General features: G+C 39.5%; 5 protein-coding genes. 2 read left to right on the top strand and 3 right to left on the bottom strand.

Annotated features, from left to right (window positions below; translation table 11 throughout):
- Positions 1 to 24: 24 nt before the first annotated feature.
- Positions 25 to 17,556, bottom strand: a complete 17,532-nt coding sequence (locus IPM92_01700; protein ID MBK9107113.1) for a DUF11 domain-containing protein — start codon at positions 17,554 to 17,556, stop codon at positions 25 to 27.
- Positions 17,553 to 19,520, bottom strand: coding sequence for a hypothetical protein (locus tag IPM92_01695; protein ID MBK9107112.1), 1,968 nt, complete (start codon positions 19,518 to 19,520; stop codon positions 17,553 to 17,555). Before IPM92_01695 ends, IPM92_01700 begins: the two co-directional genes overlap by 4 nt.
- Before the next feature lie 985 nt (positions 19,521 to 20,505).
- Between IPM92_01695 and IPM92_01690 the strand changes: the two genes are divergently transcribed.
- Together IPM92_01690 and IPM92_01685 are read left to right on the top strand one after the other, a co-directional pair.
- Positions 20,506 to 20,811, top strand: a complete 306-nt coding sequence (locus IPM92_01690; protein ID MBK9107111.1) for a hypothetical protein — start codon at positions 20,506 to 20,508, stop codon at positions 20,809 to 20,811.
- A gap of 28 nt (positions 20,812 to 20,839) precedes the next feature.
- Positions 20,840 to 21,136 (top strand): hypothetical protein, encoded by a 297-nt coding sequence (locus IPM92_01685; GenBank protein MBK9107110.1) that lies wholly within the window; start codon positions 20,840 to 20,842, stop codon positions 21,134 to 21,136.
- Between the two features lie 160 nt (positions 21,137 to 21,296).
- On the opposite strand, the gene lpdA is transcribed toward IPM92_01685, so the two are convergent.
- Positions 21,297 to 22,697, bottom strand: a complete 1,401-nt coding sequence (gene lpdA / locus IPM92_01680; GenBank protein MBK9107109.1) for a dihydrolipoyl dehydrogenase — start codon at positions 22,695 to 22,697, stop codon at positions 21,297 to 21,299.
- Positions 22,698 to 22,745: the final 48 nt, after the last annotated feature.

Here is a 22,745-nt window from a genome sequence, read left to right as displayed (position 1 = left end):
TTTTTATTTTTATACTATTCCAGATTATCTGGAAACCGTAAACTTCTTGTTGATTAATCCTCCGGTTGTTTTGATCTGGAGGATGTAGTTTCCATTAACCAGGCTGGAGGTATTTAACAATTCGTGATAAGTACCTTTTGTTTTGAATGCACTGAATGGTGCAAACAGAACTGATTTTCCATTCTGATCAAATACTCTGGCTTCCAATTCAGAATCTTCAGGAATCCAGATGTCCAGTTGTAGTTCATCATTTACAGGGTTTGGATAGATTTCGACATTCAGTGATGCATCACCTTCGATGAGGATGGTAATGATCTTACTGTAAGTGAACAATCCATTTCTGTCAACTTGTTTAATTCGGTAATAATAACGTCCGGTTTTCACAACATCATAATCATCATGTGCATATTCATGAAGTGAAAGACTTCCATTAGAATGAGCTGGTATTTGTTCAATTGCATTGAAGTCTCTTTCTGATTCATGTCTGCGTTCCACAATGAAATAATCATTATTGATTTCGACACCGGTTGTCCAGGACAATTCTGTAAAGTCTCCGTTGAAAAATCCATCGAAGCTCAACCATTGAAGAGGTAATGCTGCATAAACAACACCTGCATCAATGTTAGGTCTGACTTCACCAGATAAGATACGATACAATTTAGTCGTACCGTAACCAAACGTATTATCCACATCGCTATCCATTTCATCAGCACCTGCATGCGCAACGGTAAATCCGAGGTTCTGAGCCGGAGTAAATTTGACGAAATAATCACCCTGAACCATTCCATCTAATATAAACTTACCTTCATTATCTGAAGTGGACTCACTCACCATCGTTCCATCGATTTTGTATGCGGCAACTTTCACGTCTTTCACAGGAGGTTCATTACCATCTTGCAAACCATTGAAGTTGTAATCATGCCAAACATGATCTCCTACAATTGATTTCGTTTGGAAACCCGCACCAATGTAAAGCAACATATCGCCACTCTTCACGGTAAATTTCCTGGTTGTATTTAAACCATTTTCATGTGAAATATCGCTATCCTTATTTGGATTTCCTTGGTATTTTTCAGAAGCACCTAAGTGACCTGGTCTTTCGAAACGGAGGTAGTACATACCTGGTCTCAGACATGGTACTTTGTAATATCCATCATCTGAAGCAGTTCCAGGTTTAACACTTGTTGTCAAGGTAGCTACAGTTGCACCACTCATGGCATCTACCACATAAACGCGGAGTCCGTTGATTCCTTTTTCTTCAGGATCATATATTCCATCCAGGTCTTTGTCAAACCAAACATCACCTGAAATCATGATACAGATAATAAATCCGGCATCCACAGTTGTATCATCTTCACCAGGTGACAAATGAGTTGTTGCAGTTGTACCCGGACCATTGCTACCATCCACATCGCTGTCTTTGAAATCAGCAGCATTGTTAGGTGTTGTTGGAATGTAATTTGAAGGTCCTTCAAATTTCAAATAATAATCACCCGGCATCAGATCATCAAAGATCCAGAATCCATTCGCGTCAGTAGTTGTAGTCTTTAACAGGAGTTTTGTTACTCCATCGTACAATGAAACTTTGATTCCCTGAATTCCAGGTTCTCCAGCCTCTTGAATGCCATCGCCATCTTTATCATCCCAAACAAAGTCTGAGAATGATCCCAATTTGACGAGACCGGCATCGTAAGTCGTATCGCGCTTACCAGGTTGTACTGTCAAGCACGGACCTACACCACCTGCACTCACATCACTATCTTTAGTATCATCTCCGCCTTGATCCTGGAAAGTAAATCCATAATCAGGTGGAAGAAGACTGAAATCAAATTTTACAAAATGTTTGCTGAAAGGTAACAGAAAATCAAACAAGTAATTACCGTTTGCGTCTGTTGTGTCTTTTTTCACAATCGTAGCAGTATTGCAATCGTAAAGTATCGCAATGACATTCTTCAGGCCTGGCTCACCAGGATCCTGAATACCATCACCATCCAAATCATCCCAAACTCTGTCACCGATAGCACCTGTTACTTTAACAGTTTCAAAATCGTGATCATCTTCATCTTCATTCACAGATTGACCGTTTCCATCAATCACATTATCCCATGGATGATTTTCTACAACTTGATTTTCCCACGCACTATTTGTGTTTGGCTTGCTATCAGCATCATCATTATCTCTATTGACACCTTGTTGATCATTAGCTGTTCTGATTTCAGCGGTATTATCCCAATCCTGAAGTGTCGGAACTGCAGCGATTTGAACAATCAGGTTTAATGTAAGTTGAACACTATCACCAGGATCCAAAGATGCAATACTGTTGTAAACCAATGTTGAACCTACAAATCCCCAATTTGGATTCAAACCGGCATTGAAGATGTAACCTTGTTTCACATAATCATTCACCTGAATGTTGGTTGCTGTGATATTACCTTGATTGAACACTGTGATGGTATATGGAACAATATCACCTGGAGCATAATATGGAAGTTTATTCTTCACATATTTTCTCAAAGCAAGGTCAAATACCGGACCTACAGATGGATCATGATCATCTTCATCATTTGGATCATTAATGGCATTATCAATAGAAGGACCATCATCATCCTTAGTTCCACCTGGAGAACTATCAAAATCTGTCAATGTATTTCCAAGAGTATCTTTAACAGATTCGATCTCCGCGATATTATCCCAAGATTCAGGATCATCCAATATTGGAGTTAAGACCAAATTGATGGTAACTTTCGCACTATCACTTGGCTTAATTTTACTGGTAATCGTTGTTGTTGCCTCACGAGTACCCGCATTATATGACCAACCAGGATTGTTAGCACCAATAAACTGGAATCCTACAGGTACATAATCTGTGATCACTGCATTCATTGCTGAAATACTTCCCTGATTGAATACCGTTATTTCAAATGGAACCAACTCTCCATAAGTTAATGGAAGTGTTCCTTTATTGACTTTTCTCAATGCGAGGTCAAATACATCAAATCCGGCAGGGTCGTGATCATCTTCATTACCACCAATATCAATGGTCGTAATATCATTATCACCAGGATCGCCCGGCTTCACAGCTAATTCCGCTGGCGTATTTGAATTTGGTTTACTATCTAATTCTTCAAAAGTCCGATCAACACCAGAAATATCTTTGAAAGATTTTACTTCTGAGTAATTAAACCAAGCCTTGTAACCACTGCTCATGGCAACTCTCAGGTTAACGGGAACAATTGTCGAAGAATATCTAGGAATATTCGCAATGGCATTGTACTCTAATAATCCCGGGTTGATTTGACTCCAACCTGGCAAGTTATCTGCAGGGCTGAATGTAAATCCGCTTGGTAAATAATCATTCAATACGATACTTGTAAGTGCAATATTTCCCTGATTATAAACTTCAAGATTGAACGTAACCAATTGACCATAGCTATATGGTGTTGGCGTCACTGTTGTCTTGCGGATCGCCATATCAATGATATCGATATCAGCACATACTGTATCAACGTCTTCAGGAGTACCATCGTTGTTGATATCCATTCTTGCCTGATTAAACACACCCTCACCTGATTTCGGAGTACCCGGAGTGGTTTGTCCACATTGCGTATACACATTATCACCACTTGTTCCTGTTTTAAAGTCAAGGGTTGCTTTCACTGTCAAGTCATAAGTATGTGTTGCACCAACTGCAATAGATTGGTCATTTGCCAATATCCATGGACCACTTCCAGCTAATGCGCCGCCTGCATTTCCAGGAGCTGTTGAAGCATAAGAAGCTGTATTGATTGTTAAGTCATTATCAAATCCAGGCGTATCAGTAAGATCATATTGACCTACTGCTCCACCAAGATTCTGAACAGTTAATCTATAATTGATGGTATGCATTCCACCACCAAGTGGTATGATACTTACAATTTCTTTGCGCGAAACTACATAAGGCAGATCGGCACAAGTCTCATCAAATTCTTCCGGTGTACCATCGTTGTTGGAATCCATTGTAGCAAGATTGTATAAACCTTCGCCACTTGTTGGATCTCCTGGTGTAGAAGATTCACAAGCTGTGTAGGTATTGTTACCGCCACTGCTGCTTCTCAAATCGATGGTAACTTTTACAGTAACCGTAAATGTATAGGTTGCACCCGCATTGATATTCTGATCATTTGCTAAAGTCCATGGTCCGACACCAGCCAGTGCACCACCTGCATTTCCAGGTGCTGTTGAAGTATAATTTGCATTATTGATGGTTATATCATCATCAAATCCAGGAATATCATTGAGATCATATTGACCTGTTGCTCCACCAATATTTCTTACCGTAATGGTGTATGCAACATTGTACATGTGACCTCCAAGATTGGTGATACTTGCTACAGATTTTGCAGAAGTGACATAAGGTAAATCGCTACAAACTTCATCCACGTCTTCAGGAGTTCCGTCATTGTTGATATCCAGTGTTGCCTGATTGTATAATCCTTCGCCACTTGCTGGATCTCCTGGTGTTCTATCTCCGCATTCTGCATATATATCATCACCGGCACCACCTTCCATTTGGATCGTCACTTTGAGAGTAACCGTATATGTATGTGTTGCGCCTGATGCAATATTCAAATCATCTGCAAGTGTCCATGGACCGTTGCCTGCTAAAGGACCCACAGGACCCGGACCAGTTGAGGTAAATGAAGCATTATTAATGATGATATCATTTTCAAAACCAGGAATATCAACCAGGTCATAAATACCTGATGCCCCTCCTAAGTTTCTCACTACAAGCTGGTACACTACAGTGTACATATTTCCACCTAATGGAGTAATCGATGCAATTGTTTTCGCATTGACCACATAAGGTATATCTCCACATGCTTCTTTGATTTCTTCCGGAGTACCATCGTTGTTGGAATCCATTCTGGATTGATTGTATAATCCTTCTCCGGATGTTGGATCTCCGGGAGTAGTATTTCCACATTTTGTGTAATTATTATCGCCGCCACTTCCTGCTTCAAGGTTTAATGTAACCTTGATCGTAAGTGTAAAAGTATGTGTAGTGAAAGCATTAATATTTTGATCGTTGGCTAAATTCCATGGGCCTATTCCTGCCAAAACTCCACCTGGGTTACCCGGAGCAGTTGTAGTGTAAGAAGCAGAACCAATGGTAATATCGTCGTCGAATCCAGGTGCATCTGTCAAATCATATTGACCCGCAGCACCACCCTTGTTAATGACATCAATAACATACGTTAGGTTGTACATGTGACCACCTAAATTTGAAATAGATGAAAGTGTTTTCGTTGTTGTGACAAACGGTAAATCTGCACATACTTCATCTAATTCTTCCGGTGTACCATCGTTGTTGGAATCCATGCTGGATTGATTGTACAATCCTTCTCCTGGTTCTGGATTTCCAGGTGTATCATCACCACAAACTGTATAAATGTTATTACCAGGACTTCCTACATTCAAATCTATGGTCACTTTTACTGTTAATGTATAAGTATGTGTTGAACCGGCATTGATATTCTGATCATTTGCCAAAGTCCATGGCCCAACACCAGCTAATGCACCACCTGCATTTCCAGGAGCCGTCGTTGTATAAGAAGCATTACCGATGGTAATGTCATCATCAAAGCCAGGTGTATCTCTCAAGTCATATTGACCTGTAGCACCACCCAAGTTTCTGATGACCAATTGGTAAACTACATTGTACATATTACCACCCAATGGATTGATTGCAGCAATAGTTTTTGCTGAAGTTACATAAGGCAGATCTCCACAAACTTCATCAACATCTTCAGGAGTACCATCATCATTGATGTCTAATCTAGCCTGATTGTATAAACCTTCACCACTTGTCGGATCTCCGGGTGTTGTATTTCCGCATTTTACATAAACATCATCACCGGCACCACCTTCCATTTGGATCGTCACTTTGAGAGTAACCGTATATGTATGCGTTGCGCCAGAATTAATATTTATGTTATTGCCAAGTGTCCAAGGACCTGTTCCAGCAAGTGGACCAGAAGCACCCGGACCTGTTGTTGTAAAGGATGCAGAATTAATAACAATATCATTTTCAAAACCAGGTACATCAACGAGATCATAAATACCTATCGCTCCACCTAAGTTTTTAACTGTTAGTTGATACACGATGGTATACATATTTCCACCTAATGGTGTAATTGAAGCCAATGTTTTTTGATTGACTACATAAGGAATATCTCCACATGCTTCTCTCAATTCTTCAGGTGTACCATCATTGTTTGAATCCATTCTGGATTGATTGTACAATCCTTCACCGGATGTTGGATCTCCGGGAGTTATATTTCCACATTTCGTATAAACGTCATCACCGCCACTTCCTGTTTCAAGGTTTAAGGTCACTTTTACAGTGATGGTATAAACATGCGCAGAGAAAGCACCTATGTTTTGATCGTTGGCAATCATCCATGGACCATTACCAATCAACGGAGCACCCGGATTACCAGGAGCTGTAGAAACATAAGATGCAGAACCTATTGCGATGTCGTTATCAAATCCAGGTACATCTGTCAAATCATATTGGCCCAATGCACCACCTTTATTTTCAACAACGATGTCATAAGTAACATTGTACATATGTCCACCCAGAGAACTAATACCTGTTAGTGTTTTCGTAGTAGTTACATAAGGTAAGTCACCACAGGTCTCATCTGTTTCTTCAGGAATTCCATCATTGTTATTATCTAATCTCGATTGATTGTATAATCCTTCTCCACTTTGAGGATCTCCAGGACTTGTATTTCCACATCTGGTGTAAACATTATTTCCACCACTTGCAGGACTTAAATCAAGCGTCATTTTAGCAGTAATGATGAAAATATGTGTTCCGCCGATTCCTATCGACTGATCATTTGCAAGCGTCCAAGGTCCAGTACCGATTAATGAGCCACCAGGATTTCCTGGAGCATCTGAGGTATAAGAAACCGAACTCATCGCAATATCATCATCCAATCCGGGTTGGTCTACCAAATCGTACATGCCCGGCGTACCACCAAGATTTTGAACTCTGATCTGATATTTCACCGTATACATATTTCCACCCAGAGGTGTAATAGATGCAATGGATTTATCAGATGTTACATAAGGCACATCTCCACAAGCTTCATCAACATCTTCAGGTACACCATCGTTGTTGATATCTAATCTTGCCTGATTGTATAATCCTTCTCCAGCTGTAGGATCTCCGGGAGTTGCATTGCCACATTTTGTGTAGCTGTTATTTCCAGGACTTGCAGCATCAAGATCCAAAGTAATTTTAACTGTTAGGTTATACGTATGAACTGCACCATTCACAATATTTTGATCATTTGCCAAAGTCCATGGACCAGTTCCTGCTAAAGGACCACCAGGATTACCGGCAGCATCAGAAGTATAACTTGCTGAATTTATTGTAATATCATCATCAAAAGAAGGAACATCAACAAGGTCATAAGGACCTGTTATTCCACCAAGATTTTGAACTACCATTTTGTAAGTCACATTGAACATATTGTTGCCCAGAGGTACAACTGATGTAACTGTTTTATTACTTACAACATAAGGAAGATCGCCACAAACTTTACTGATCTCTTCAGGAGTTCCGTCATTATTGGAGTCCATACGAGATTCATTGAAAAGACCTTCGCCACTTCTAGGATCACTTGGATTCACTTGTCCACATTTGGTGTAGATATTATCACCACCGCTGGCAGCATTTAAATCAAGCGTAACTTTTACAGTTACAAAATAAGTGTGTGTTGCACCAACCAGAATACTTTGATCATTTGCAAGGATCCAAGGTCCGGTTCCTGCTAATGCACTACCAGCATTTCCAGGAGCGTTGGATGAGTAAGAAGCAGAACCAATAGTGATGTCATTATCAAAACCGGGTACATCTGTCAAATCGTATTGACCATTTGCACCACCTAAATTCTTCACATCAATTTTATAAATGACATTATACATATGTCCCCCCAAAGAATTGATCGCACTAATCGTTTTCAAACTTGTGATGTATGGAATATCAGCACAAGTTTCAGAAGTGTCTTCAGGGATTCCATCATTGTTTATATCAACTTTTGACAAGTTGTATAATCCTTCACCATTATTTGGATCGCCCGGATTCACAGCACCACATTTTGTGTAAATATTGTCTCCACCACTTCCAGGTGTTAAATCTAAGGTTACTTTAACAGTAACTGAATAATTATGGGTTCCACCTGCAGGTATTGCCTGATCATTGGCCAATGTCCAAGGACCACTTCCCGCCAATGCATTTCCAGCATTTCCTGGAGCATTTGAAGTATAAGATGAGGAACCAATTGCAAAATCATTATCAAAACCCGGAGCGTCAGTTAAGTCATACTGACCATTCGCGCCACCGATATTTCTAACAACGATATCGTATTTAACTGTAAACATATTTCCACCTAATGGTGTGATACTATTTACTGTCTTTGTATTGATGATATAAGGAAGATCACCACAAGCTTCTTTAATTTCTTCAGGAGTTCCATCATTGTTGGAATCCATTCTGGATTGATTGTATAATCCTTCTCCACTTTGAGGATCTCCAGGACTTGCATTACCACAAGCAGTATAAATATTATCGCCCGGAGTTCCAGTTCTCAAATCAAGCGTAACTTTTACGGTTAGTGTATAAGTATGCGTTGCACCAACACCAATCACCTGATCATTTGCTAAAACCCAAGGTCCTGTTCCTGCCAATCCACCACCGGGGTTAGCCGGAGCTGTTGAAGCATATGAAGCGGAACCGATGGTAATATCATTGTCAAATCCCGGAGCATCGCTTAAATCATAAGTACCATTCACTCCACCGAGATTCTTCACGACGATTGAGTAAGTAACATTATACATATTCCCTCCGAGACTGTTGATGCTCGAAATCGTTTTTGTTGAAGTAACATATGGAAGATCACCACAAGTTTCGTCGACATCTTCCGGAGTTCCATCATTATTGGAATCGAGTCTTGATTGATTGTACAAGCCCTCTCCACTTTGAGGATCGCCTGGATTGACAGCAGCACATTTCGTGTAAGTGTCATCACCACCACTACCCGGATTCAGATCTAATGTAACTTTTACAATGAGTGTATACGTATGCGTAGCACCAACTGAAATAGCCTGGTCATTTGCAAGTACCCACGGACCGTTTCCGATCAATGGTCCACCTGCATTTCCTGGAGCCGTTGAAGCATAAGAAGCTGATCCGATAGTGATATCATTATCAAAACCCGGAACATCACTTAAATCATATTGTCCGCCTACACCGCCTAAATTTCTTACTACTATTGAGTAAGTAATGTTATACATATTTCCTCCCAAAGGAGTTGTATTGGTAATAGTTTTCGTAGATGATACATAAGGAATATCTCCACAAGCTTCCTTTGTTTCTTCAGCGACACCATCATTATTTGAATCTAATCTGGATTGATTGTACAATCCTTCACCACTTGCAGGATCACCCGGTGTTGTGTTTCCACATTTTGTGTAAATGTTATCACCACCCGATCCAACTTCCAGATTCAATGTAATATTTACTGTAATCGTAAACGTATGGCTAGCACCTGCATTGATCGCCTGGTCGTTTGCAAGAATCCAAGGAGAACCAGCTAAAGCACCACCCGGATTACCCGGTGCAGTGGTTGTATAATTTGCACTATTGATGCTAATATCGTTATCAAAACCTGGAAGATCTGTTAAATCATATTGACCATTTACAGCACCCAAGTTCTGAACAGTAAGATTGTAAGTAACGTTATATGTATTTCCACCAAGCGGCGTAATGCTACCAATTGCTTTTGTTGAAGTAATGTAAGGAAGGTCCCCACACACTTCATCAATGTCTTCTGGTACACCATCGTTATTGGTATCCATTCTGGATTGATTGTACAATCCTTCACCACTTTGAGGATCACCAGGATTGGTATTGCCACATTTTGTATAAATGTTATCGCCACCTGAACCCGGATTCAAATCAATCGTTACTTTGACTGTAATCGTATATGAATGATTGACACCAGCTGCAATCGATTGATCGTTTGCCAAAGTCCATGGTCCGCTACCTGCTAAAGATCCACCTGAATTTCCAGGTGCATCAGAAGCGTAAGACGCTGTATTAATGGTAATATCGTTATCAAATCCTGGTAAGTCAGTTAAATCATATTGTCCGACTGCGCCACCTGAATTATTAGCAACTATTAGATATTTTACTTCAAACATATTGCCACCTAAAGCTGTAATACTAGCAATTGTCTTTGTAGTTGTTACATACGGTAAATCACCACAAGCTTCGCGTACATCCTCAGGCACACCATCATTGTTGGTATCCATTCTGGATTGATTGTACAATCCTTCACCACTCTGAGGATCACCAGGAGTTGCCTGGCCACATTTTGTATAAGTATTGTTTCCACCACTTCCTACGGAAAGGTCGATGGTTACTTTAACTGTTAAGGTATAAGTATGCACAGCACCAACCGCAATATTCTGATCATTTGCTAAAGTCCATGGTCCGGTACCTGCTAAAGCAGCACCTCCATTACCCGGAGCATTAGAAGTGTAAGAAGCATTATTAATTGTTATATCATCATCAAATCCTGGTACATCTGTTAAATCATATTGTCCGGTTGCTCCACCAAGATTCTGCACCGTAATCGTGTAATTTACATTATACATATTACCACCTAAATCAGTTTTGGATGCAAATGACTTTGTGGTCACGATGTATGGTAAATCACCACATGCTTTTTTGGTTTCCTCCGGAGTACCATCGTTATTAGAATCCATTCTGGATTCATTGTAAAGTCCTTCACCAATTGTTGGATTTCCTGGAGTTGCATTTCCACATTTTGTATAAATATTATCTCCACCGGAACCCACCGTAAGATCAAGGGTCACTTTCACCACTAAAGTATAAGTATGAGTTGCCCCTGAAGTTATATTCTGGTCATTTGCAAGCGTCCACGGACCAGTACCGGCCAGTGCGCCACCCGGATTTCCAGGTGCATTTGTTGTAAATGAAGCAGAACCAATTGTGATATCATTATCAAAAGCCGGAACATCAAGAAGGTCATATTGACCGGCAGCTGCTCCTAGATTTTGTACTGTTAAAGTATAAGTTACATTGTACATATTGCCTCCTAAAGGTGCAATTGTAGTAAGCGTTTTCGTGCTTGTAATATAAGGTACATCCGCACAAACTTCACTCGTGTCTTCAGGAATTCCATCATTGTTAATATCCACTCTTGCACGATTATATAAACCTTCGCCTGAAGTTGGATCTCCTGGAGTTGCACTTTCACATTTTGTATAAACGTTATTTCCACCGCTGCCAACTGTTAAATCTAAAGTGACTTTAACAACAACTGTGAAAGTATGCGTTGCACCAGATAAAATGGCCTGATCGTTTGCAAGTGTCCATGGACCGATTCCTGCTAAAGCACTACCAGGATTTCCGGGCGCATTTGAAGTATATGAAGCATTATTGATCGCAAAATCATCATCAAATCCAGGTGCATCCACTAAGTCATATTGACCGTTGGCTCCACCAGAATTTTGTACAGTGATTGAATAACTTACGTTAAACATATTGCCTCCTAAAGGAGCAACACTGTTTACAGTTTTTACAGTTGTAATGTATGGAAGATCTCCGCATGCTTCTTTAGTTTCTTCAGGAGTTCCATCGTTGTTGGAATCCATTGTAGATTGATTATACAATCCTTCTCCTGCAGCAGGATCACCTGGAGTTGTAGTTCCACATTTTGTATAGGTATTATTGCCTCCACTACCCACTTTCAAATCTAAAGTTACTTTAACAACAAGGGTATAAGTATGAGTTGCACCAACCAAAATAGACTGATCATTTGCCAAAACCCATGGACCGTTTCCAACTAAACCACTGCCTGGATTGCCGGGAGCAGTTGAAGTATATGATGCCGTATTGATTGTTATATCATCATCAAATGATGGTAAATCATTCAGGTCATATTGGCCATTAGCACGACCAGTATTTTGAACTGTAATGCTATAAGTGACATTGTACATATTACCACCTAAATTAGAAATATTGGTAATAGACTTAGCTGTAGTTATATATGGTAAATCGCCACAAGCTTCTTTTGTTTCTTCAGCAACTCCATCGTCATTGGTATCAATACTAGCCTGATTGTATAATCCCTCTCCACTAGCTGGATCACCAGGAATAGTAGCACCACATTTTTTGTAAACATTATTTCCACCGCTACCTGCTGTTAAATCTAAAGTGACTTTTACAGTAAGCGTATAAGTATGTGTAGCTCCTGTCAGTATTGCCTGATTATTGGCAAGTGTCCATGGACCCGTTCCAACCAATGCAACACCAGGATTACCTGGAGCATTTGAAGTATAAGATGCATTATTGATAGTTATGTCATCGTCAAATCCGGGGGCATCGGTCAAATCATATTGACCATTTGCTCCACCGATATTTTTAGCTGTCAAAGTATATGTTACGTTATACATGTTACCACCTAACGGACTAACACTTGTTAGGTTCTTGGTTAAAGTAATGTAAGGTACATCCGTACACACTTCACTGGTATCTTCAGGAATACCGTCGTTATTAGAATCAACTTTTGATTGATTATACAATCCTTCTCCACTTTGAGGATCTCCAGGATTGGTATTTCCACATTTAGTATAAATATTATTTCCACCGCTACCTGTGGTAAGATCCAAAGTAACTTTTACTGTTAAAGAATAAGTATGTGTAGCTCCGGAACCAATGGCTTGGTCATTTGCCAAAGTCCATGGACCGGTTCCAACCAATGTCAAACCAGGATTACCCGGCGCATTGGAAGTATAAGCCGCATTATTAATTGAAAAATCATCATCAAAACCAGGGGCATCGATCAGATCATATAAACCTGCAACACCTCCAAGGTTTTGAACCTGGATTTGGTAAACAACATTGTACATATTACCTCCAAGTGCGTTGATGCTTGCAACTGATTTTGTATTTACGATATATGGCACATCTGTACAAGCTTCTTTAATTTCTTCTGGAGTTCCATCATTGTTGGAATCCATTCTGGACTGATTGTATAGTCCCTCTCCACTTTGAGGATCACCAGGAGTAGTAGTACCACATTTCACATATATGTTGTCACCTCCGCTGGTTACTCGTAAATTCAAGGTCACCTTAACAGTCAATGTATAGGTATGTGTAGCGCCTACACTAATGTTCTGATCATTGGCAAGAGTCCATGGGCCAGTTCCAGCTAAAGCACCACCTGGATTTCCAGGAGCGTTTGTAGTGAAGCTCGCACTTCCAATGGTAAAGTCATCATCAAATCCTGGCACATCGCTTAAATCGTATTGTCCAGCAGCGCCACCGATATTTTGTGTAGTGATGCTGTAAATGACATTATACATATTGTTGCCAAGAGCCACAATACTCGATACTGATTTAGTCATTGTTATGTAAGGAAGATCACCGCAGGCTTCATCTGTTTCATCTATATTGCCATCATCATTTGTATCTAAGAGAGATTGATTGTACAATCCTTCTCCACTTTGAGGATCTCCCGGTGTAGATGCTTCACACTTGGTATAAACATTGTTTCCGCCTCCTCCTATGAGATCTAGCGTTACTTTGACAGTCAAGGTATATGTATGTGTTGCGCTTGCTAGAATTAATTGATTTCCCGCAAGAATCCAAGGTCCTGTTCCTGCTAAAGCACCACCGGCATTTCCAGGAGCATTAGAAGTATAAGATGCGTTTCCAATAGTAATGTCGTTTTCAAATCCTGGTGCATCCGTCAAATCATAATGACCATCAACACCACCGAGATTTTTTACGGTAATGGTGTAATTTACATTATACATATTTCCACCTAATGGAGATATAGATGCCACCGCTTTGGTCATATCCAGGTAAGGAATATCACCACAAGCTTTTTTCGTTTCTTCGGGCGTACCATCATTGTTGGTATCCAGTCTTGATTCATTATAGAAACCTTCACCGGTAGTTGGATTTCCTGGTGTTGCAGTTCCACATTTTGTGTACACATTATTACCACCACTACCAGCTGCGAGATTAATACTAACATTTACAGTTAAAGTATAAGTGTGAGTCGCTCCGGTTAATATCGCTTGATCATTCGCAAGTGTCCAGGGACCCGAACCTGCCAATGCGCCACCTGGGTTACCGGGAGCATTGGTTGTAAAAGAAGCACTCGTAATAGCAATATCATCATCAAATCCCGGAACATCTTTCAGATCATACTGGCCATTTCCTCCGCTGTTGCTTACAGAAATGGAATAGACAACTGAAAAACTATGCGCTCCGGTTTGCGTTGCAGAAACAAAGCTTTTTGAATGTACAATGATCGGCTGACAATTTACTGGAGCCGTATAATTGGCGCTCTTAGAACATTGCGAACCACCACTGAATACTGCGTTTACAGTATGCATTGCACCGTCTGCAGTCAAGCCATTGATGACATAGTTGGTGGGTGAAGAAAATGGCGCGTTAAATACTTGTTGACTTGCGCCAATGCTAACGGTCAAAGTACCTGATGCAGGTGGATTGAGCAATGTCAATGAACCTGTTACACTATATGTATTTGTTGCGGGATCACAAGCACCAGGAACGGCTGTCATGGCACTAATTCCTTGTTCTTGTACAGTTCCGCTTGCTGTATTTGTACAGTTATTATTATCTTCAACGGTAACGCTATAAATTCCGTTGGCCAAACTTGATATCGTTGCAGAATTGCCACCATTGCTCCAATCATATGAGAATGGTCCAGAACCACCTGTAACGACTGCTGTAGCTGATCCATTACTGAATCCGATACAAGCCGGTGTTGTTGTAACAGAAACACCAGGTTTAGGATTTACCGTTACATCAACTGTGAAAGCTAATCCAACACAACCATTGGCTGAAGTTGGAATGACCGTATATCTTACAACACCTGAATTATTATTAGTTGTATTAGTCAATAATTGAGAAATGCTGGTTCCGCAACCGCCTGCGCAATTGCTGAAGCCAGTTATGGTTGCACCTGATTGCTGCGCGGCGCTCCAGGTAAACGTCGAACCCGCTGCTGTGGAATTCAAACTAACACTTGTTGTTGTTCCGCTACAAATAGTTTGCGGCGTTGCAGATCCAACAGGTTTAGGATTTACAGTAACATCTACTGTAAAAGGACTTCCATCGCAGCCACTTGGTGTTCTAGGAGTAATAGTATATCGAACTACACCTGCTGTAGCATTGCTGGTATTGGTTAATATTTGTGAAATCGTTGTTCCGCAAGCTGCAGCACAATTTGAAAATCCGGTAATGGTAGAACCAGAAAGTTGCGCAGCAGTCCATGTAAATGTTGAACTGGCAACTGTTGAACTCAAACTAACAGATGTTGAGAACCCACTACATATCGTTTGATTTGAACCTGAGCCAACAGGAGTTGGATTCACTGTTACATCAACCGTAAAAGTATTTCCAACACAACCATTGGGTGCCGTTGGAGTTACCGTATATCTTACAACACCTGAAGCATTATTTGTTGTATTTGTCAGAATTTGTGAAATCGTATTGCCGCAGGCTGCATTGCAATTGCTAAAACCTGTGATCGATGCACCAGAATGTTGTGCAGCAGTCCAGGTAAACGTTGTTCCCGGGATAGTAGAATTTAAACTAACACTTGTTGTAATTCCGCTACAAATAGATTGTGGCGAAGCAGAACCAATAGGTCCTTTGGATACAACAACTGCGGCAGTATCTGTACAACTGCCAACTGTCCATATATATAAATATGTGCCTTCTCCTGCAAAATTATTAATTATTGTTGTTGGAGAAGAAGCTGTAACTATTGTCGAACTTTGATTAGAAGGATGTGCGGTCCAGTTTCCAGTGCCAGAAGCACTCATACTGGTAGATCCACCTGGAAAAGAAACAACACAACTTACATTTTTATCACCACCGGCACTTGGCTTTGCAGTAACAGTTATAACAGCGGTGTCTTTACAATTGCTGTTATTTGTCCACACAAATGAATAAGTACCAGCTGTAGTAAAATCAGTAATTGTTGTTGAAGGAGAATTGGGAGAAGTTATTGTTGCCGTACCGGGATTTCCTGCAGCTGCTGACCAAGTTCCAACACCTGAAGCGCCCATAGTTGCAGAACCACCGGGGAAATTCGCGACACAGTTTACATTTTGATTTCCACCTGCATTTGGTTTTGCTGTTACGACTACCAATGCGGTATCAGTTGCACAAGCAGTGGCATTTGTCCAGACAAATGCATAAGTACCAGCAGCACTAAAATTTGTTATCGTTGTTGTTGCTGAACCACTATTGGTAATGGAAGCAGTACCGGGATTTCCTGCAGCAGCCGACCATGTTCCCGTTCCGCTTGCAGCCATTGTTGCTGAGCCTCCTGGAAAACTTGCCAAACAATCTACATTTTTATCAGCACCTGCTTTTGGTTTAACACAGATATAATAATCTTCAACTTCACCATTTTCAGCACTTTCTGTTGAACGCTCATCGAGACCAGAGGTAGTATTATCATCAGACAAAGCATCTGTTGTTAAACGCAATCTCAGGTATTGATTGGATGGATTACCGGCAACTGTGATTCCTGACCATGTTAAAGTTTTGGAACCATTAAATCCATTAGCCACTGTTGTTGTAGCAATTTCATTGTTGTCGAAATTGCCATCGTTATTTAAATCGATCCAACCATACAGATTAGCTGACAGACCTGTAGTATTCATCACATTATCAACGGTCACACTTATATTTTGCGTTCCACCAGATTGATAAACCGGAAATACAGAAATTCCATCTTCATCGTCAATTCCAGCAACATCATCACCGTTTGCATTCACCCCAGGAGTTGGTGCAGCATCTGCATCCAATGTTCCTATACTGATGTGAGCACAATCGAGAATATGAGAAGGAGTCCCATAAGTAGCTGGGGCATCCGAATAATCTGTTTCAAATAGGGATGTAAATTGAATAGAGAATAGCAAATGTGTGTCATCAGAAGAAGGGTTGGCATTATTTGTTTTGGTTTGATCAAAACCAGTATTACCTATTACTGCAGGAGAATGAGTTGCACTGTGCGTGGTCGTACCAACATAAATATTAGCTCCTTTTACCCACAGGTGATTTCCACCCCGAGGAGCCCCAGTATCTCCTAAATAGTCGTTTTGATTACCCCCAATATTAGTAGCATACTGAAGTGCTGTGACATTTTCGTTAAATCCTGCGAAATACATATCAAGACCACCATTATTTGTAGCATCATAAAACGGGTCACCATTGATATTCACAGTGGGAATCCCACTTTCACAAGTACCAAACACGAGCAAAAATGCTTCAACGGTACCATCGCATTGGGTTTGGGAAACTTTCTGAATTCCACTACCAATATCATCTCCTGGTCCGCCAAAAAAAGTTGCCTTCCAAGTAGCTGAACCTCCCGCGTCGCCAACTGAACCAACGACAACATCCTGGCCTCCGTTATGACTCACATCATATGCACCCGTAGATTTCCATCAAAATCAGAACCGGTAGATCGTGAAGCTGCACTGTTTACTTCTGTTAAACTGCCTGTACCGGTACCAGCAAATGCAATCCTACCATCCGCAAATATTTCGACGTCGTTGAAAATTTCATTTCCACTACCGCCAACATAGGTACCCCATGTCAATGTATTCAAACTTGAAAACTTGGCTATATACATATCCGAACCTCCGCCAAATACTGTTTGCGCTGCACCTCCAGAAATATAAGCACCAGGCAATGAAGCTTCAGCCGTCAAACCGCACACAAAAGTATTGTCATCAATTGCTCTTAATGAAGTGACACCCAAATCTTCACTTCCGGTTCCACCTAAATAGGTAGAATAATGGAGTGTGCCCAAATTTCTTGAAAATACAGCTACAAAACCATCATTGTTATCAAAACTATTATCGAATGGAGAACCTACCATTGGCAAACCATCTACTGTCGTTCGGCCTCCAATAAATACTCTGGTTGGAGATAAACTTAAACCATAAGCAACAACTGTAGCAGATCCTGAAACCGTACTGGGACCATACATAGTCAAATCAACTAAATCCGAACCCGTACTGTTAACGCGATATACAACGGCAACCCTAGGAGTAGCCCCTGTTCCAAAACCACTGATTGAATTTAAATAACCATCTGCATCATAAGGAGCAGAATTTGTAGGAATATTGCGGTTCGTCGCTCCGGCACAATATATCATACCATCGTTTGGATCCACCTGGATCGCAAATAAGTACTGATCAAAGTCTGGATCATTTCCATCTAAAAAAGTACCCCAGCTCAATACCGGGTCAATAATCAATGGATAATTCGGATTCAATGCTGCTTTAGAATGAAATCCAACTTTATTGTTGTCTACAATTTGAAATTTAAAATCTATAGGAATTTTTCCAAATTCTGTAACCTGGTAGGATTCCGGAATATTAAATTTGACATCCGTGAATTTAAGACCCACGCTTAAATTTCCACTTTTATCTACTTTCAAATTTTCCTGGCCTGTAAATCTTAGATTAATTTTATCTGGTGATACACCTGGTTCTAAAATCCAGTCAAACTCCAAGCTACCATCTGCAGCGCTATAAAGTCTTAAGTCAACACCTGGATAAATATCTTCCAGAGTCAAATCCTTTGCAGCTTTAACACCTGTCACCCATTTTTTGGAATCAGTTTCTGTAAAATAATTGTAAGTAGTACCAAATTGATGACCGAGGTTTAATTTAGGATTGAGATTCCCCTCATCAAAATACATACTGAAACTATGTTGCCCAACGAGAATACTTTCATCTTCTTTCAAAATCTCGTTTCCTACTTTTTCGCCAGCTTTATAAACTGCTTTTTCTTTCGCAATAAAACGCAGTCTGTTTTTCTCAATAATAACAGTCCCTTGTTTACCATTTAAATAATACAATGCATTTGGATTATCGAATTGACCCTTATTCTCCATAAACCGAAGGACCTCTGCATTTTTCTTCAAGGTCTCCTTCACTTTTGTTTCAATAGGATTTTCGGCCAATACCTGAGCCATTAATGGTGATACATTGCTTATTCCAAAAAGAATAAACCCAATTAATAAAATTGTAAACTTTTTCATGCTATTAAGAAAATTGATGTTTGAATTAATTTTTACCGTAGAAGCTGTTGGAAGATTTTCCCAAGGAGGAGCATTTACACGACCGAATAATCGGTTTGCAATATTAGCTTGAAGGTGTTTGCAAGTATGCATAACACCATATAAGAGAAATAACAAACTAAACAGCAATAGCATTCCTGCTAAAAAAGCTGCAAATAAGTTTGCATTAAATAATTTACTGTAATCTGAATGGGATAGATTTTGAAGGCTCGTGTTTAATGTTCCTGAGATCGCAAAAGAAATAAGAAACAATAAACAGCCCATACGCAAAAATTGCGTTGTTGTAGTTTTCATATAAAGAGACTTTTCAGTTCAGTCCATTGGGACCCGTTTTCAACATCCACTTCAAATCTTTCAACTCACGGATCCAGTCTGCGGAAATTTAAAATCAAATATTGTACCAAAAACTCACATTCCTTCATGCTACACAAATGACAATATCTGTTGATTCTCACAAACTCATGCAAACGTAATTACATATTATTAAATTTTATAATATAATACATATAATTTTTATATTATATTTATTTAATGTTATATATCAATTTATTATACATTGTAATAATATATATTTATATTTAATGAATGCATTTTAATTTTTTAAATAAATTATTAACTATACTTAATTCCCTGGTTTTCACCACCGTTGAATGGTTTTGGACTTTCAAATTGCTGTTTGCAATTGGTTTCAACAGATATGAAATTGAGTTCGAAAAAATATCCTCCAAGGTATTTTGTTCTAGAATTCTCTTATTCCCCGTTTCAATACAGCTCAAGCAAATGCTGTAGCCTAAAAAGTAAGTATTGTCTTTTGTAAGAATTGTAAAAAAATATTCACAATTACGCCGTGCTCTATTTAATAATCCTGACCAATACTTGTTCGTATCCTGCAATGGTCCCATAAGCGGCGATGTAGTTTTCATAAATTACTTGTTACAAAGTTCAAACCATTCTTCAGTCCAACTCTTAAACTCAATAGAATAAGTTATCAAATGAAATTTCTCTCATTGCATTAACTTAGCTATTATAGTTTAGAGATTTGGTTTGAGGATATTAGCGAACCACTAACGTCGGCAAACATATAAAGATTTATGATGAAAATTCATGGGATATCTCCTGCAAATATTTCACTAAAAAATATAGATCAAAATACGCTTTATAATTTGCCACAAATGTTGATGTAATGCAATTAAAATACTTCTATCTAAATAAATTAAATGTGATAAATTACCCTTTGAAGAAATAGATTTTGTATCTTTATTTTTGTTATTACTCTTCTATGAGTCACCAAGTCAATAAACCTTTCGATCATCCTCGCATTTTTTGGGACTTAGATTCCGAAAATCTAGATTTTGAAAAATATGCTTTCTTTATTATTGAAAGGGTATTTTCCAGAGGTGATGTCCAGGACATCAGAAATTGCAGAAGGTATTATGAGCCCGAAAAAATAACCGCAGCATTGCTTCAGGCAAAGTATTTACCTCTCATGACTTTATATCTGGCCAGTGCGGTCATTAATAAACCCATACAAGAATTCAGATGTTACACTTTAAGACAATCGAACCCGGAACTCTTTCCTTACTGAATTCCCTAATGGCAATTACAATCCTCATTTGATCGCAAAAGTTCTCAAAGACAAATTTTCAAGCTATTTTACTTTTCGCGAAGATTTAATCCGGATTGGAATTTTTGCTTTCATAAATGAGACAAAGGTAGATATTGTAAAATATGATCACCCTTTAGTAAGTCCTCTCGATTATATTGAATACATAAGAATTTTTAGTCTGAAAGCCCTTTCTGCAATGAAAATACAAGCTATTCTTGGTAGAGGCACTAAAAAGGATTTTTGGGATATTTGCGAATTGCTAAACCATTTTTCAATAGATCAACTTATACAATTTATAAATTGAAATTCCCGCAACATAGGTTATTGATCAGTATACCGAATGCATTAGTCTACTATGTTGATGCGGAATCTACACCAGATCCAATCAGTATGAACGGAGTAAGCTGGAGTGATGTTAAATCTAGGATTTCTGAATCTGTAAGATCCTACTTAATATAATTTATTTAAAAATGCAGGGCCCTTTTCCCACAGGCATCCAAAGCAGCTTCCTTTAATGCTTCCGAAAAACTTGGATGTGCATGGGATAACATCGCCATATCTTCAGCACTGGCTTTAAAGTTCATTAAGGCTACTGCTTCCATAATAAGATCCGCAGCGCGGGCACCGCAAATATGCACTCCTAAAATTTCATCTGTTTGAGCATCTGCAATGACTTTCACCAATCCATCAAGATCATTGCTTGCTCTGGCGCGTCCTAATGCTTTGAACGGAAACTTTCCAACTTGAAAGGCTCTACCCTTTTCGATAAGTTGCGCCTCCGTAAAGCCCACAGAAGCCATTTCGGGCCAGGTATAGATTACATTAGGAATGAGATGATAATGCATTTCCGGTTTCTGGCCTGCAAGCACTTCCGCAACAAACACAGCTTCTTCTTCTGCTTTGTGTGCAAGCATAACACCACCAATGACATCACCAATGGCATAAACATGTGGATTATCAGTTTGCAAATTATTATTTACTTTGATATATCCCTTATCATCGGTTTTAATGCCAGCCAGTTCAAGTAACAGGTCTTCTGTATAAGGTCTTCTTCCCGTTGAAATCAAAACATAATCTGCTACTTCTGTGGTATGCTCACTACCCTGCTTTGATTGATGTGATAATTGAACTTTCGAGTCACTGATTTGTGAGACTTCCTGAACAGATCTTCCAAATTTAAACAACATTCCCAATGCTTCAAGTGTCTTTAATAGTTCCTTAGTGCAATCCGGATCCATATTCTCCAACAGTTTGTCCATATATTCGATGAGCGTTACTTGTGTTCCCAATCGCGAATAAACGGATCCTAATTCAATTCCGATGACACCAGCTCCAATGATCATCATGGTCTTTGGAATTTCATTTAAACTTAAAGCCTCGGTCGATGTGATGATTCTTTTTTTATTATAATTGAAGCTCGACGGACAATTTGGCTTAGAACCCGTTGCGATGATGCACTTATCGAATTCCACTCTTTCTTCAGAACCATCAACTTTCAGTAATAACAATTCTTGGGCACCCTTAAAAGAGGCCTTTGCGTGAATAACATTAATATTGTTTTTTTTCATTAAATACTTGATCCCTCTGGTGTTCTGTTCTACCACTTCCTGCTTCCTATGCATCATCTTAGGCAGATCCACCAAAACCGTTTTGGTTTTGATACCGTGATCCTCAAATCCCGTAATTAACTGATGGTAATGTTCTGAACTATCTAACAAGGCTTTGGAAGGTATGCAACCTACGTTCAGGCAAGTGCCACCTAATTTATTGTATTTTTCTACAAGCGTGACTTCAAATCCTAGTTGTGCACAACGAATTGCCGCCACATATCCTCCCGGGCCCGAACCTATAATCACCACTTTCATGTGAATAAATTTAATCTAAAACACCATGTACCGGAAATAACAAATGAT

Source organism: Saprospiraceae bacterium (assembly GCA_016719615.1).
GTDB lineage: Bacteria > Bacteroidota > Bacteroidia > Chitinophagales > Saprospiraceae > Vicinibacter.
This window is presented reverse-complemented; position numbering and strand designations above follow the sequence as displayed.

What these genes read in the sequence shown, in the direction of transcription:
- IPM92_01690 (MBK9107111.1), top strand. Translation starts at nt 20,506, where the DNA reads ATGAGTCACCAAGTCAATAAACCTTTCGATCATCCTCGCATTTTTTGG.
- IPM92_01695 (MBK9107112.1), bottom strand. Translation starts at nt 19,520, where the DNA reads ATGAAAACTACAACAACGCAATTTTTGCGTATGGGCTGTTTATTGTTT.
- lpdA (MBK9107109.1), bottom strand. Translation starts at nt 22,697, where the DNA reads ATGAAAGTGGTGATTATAGGTTCGGGCCCGGGAGGATATGTGGCGGCA.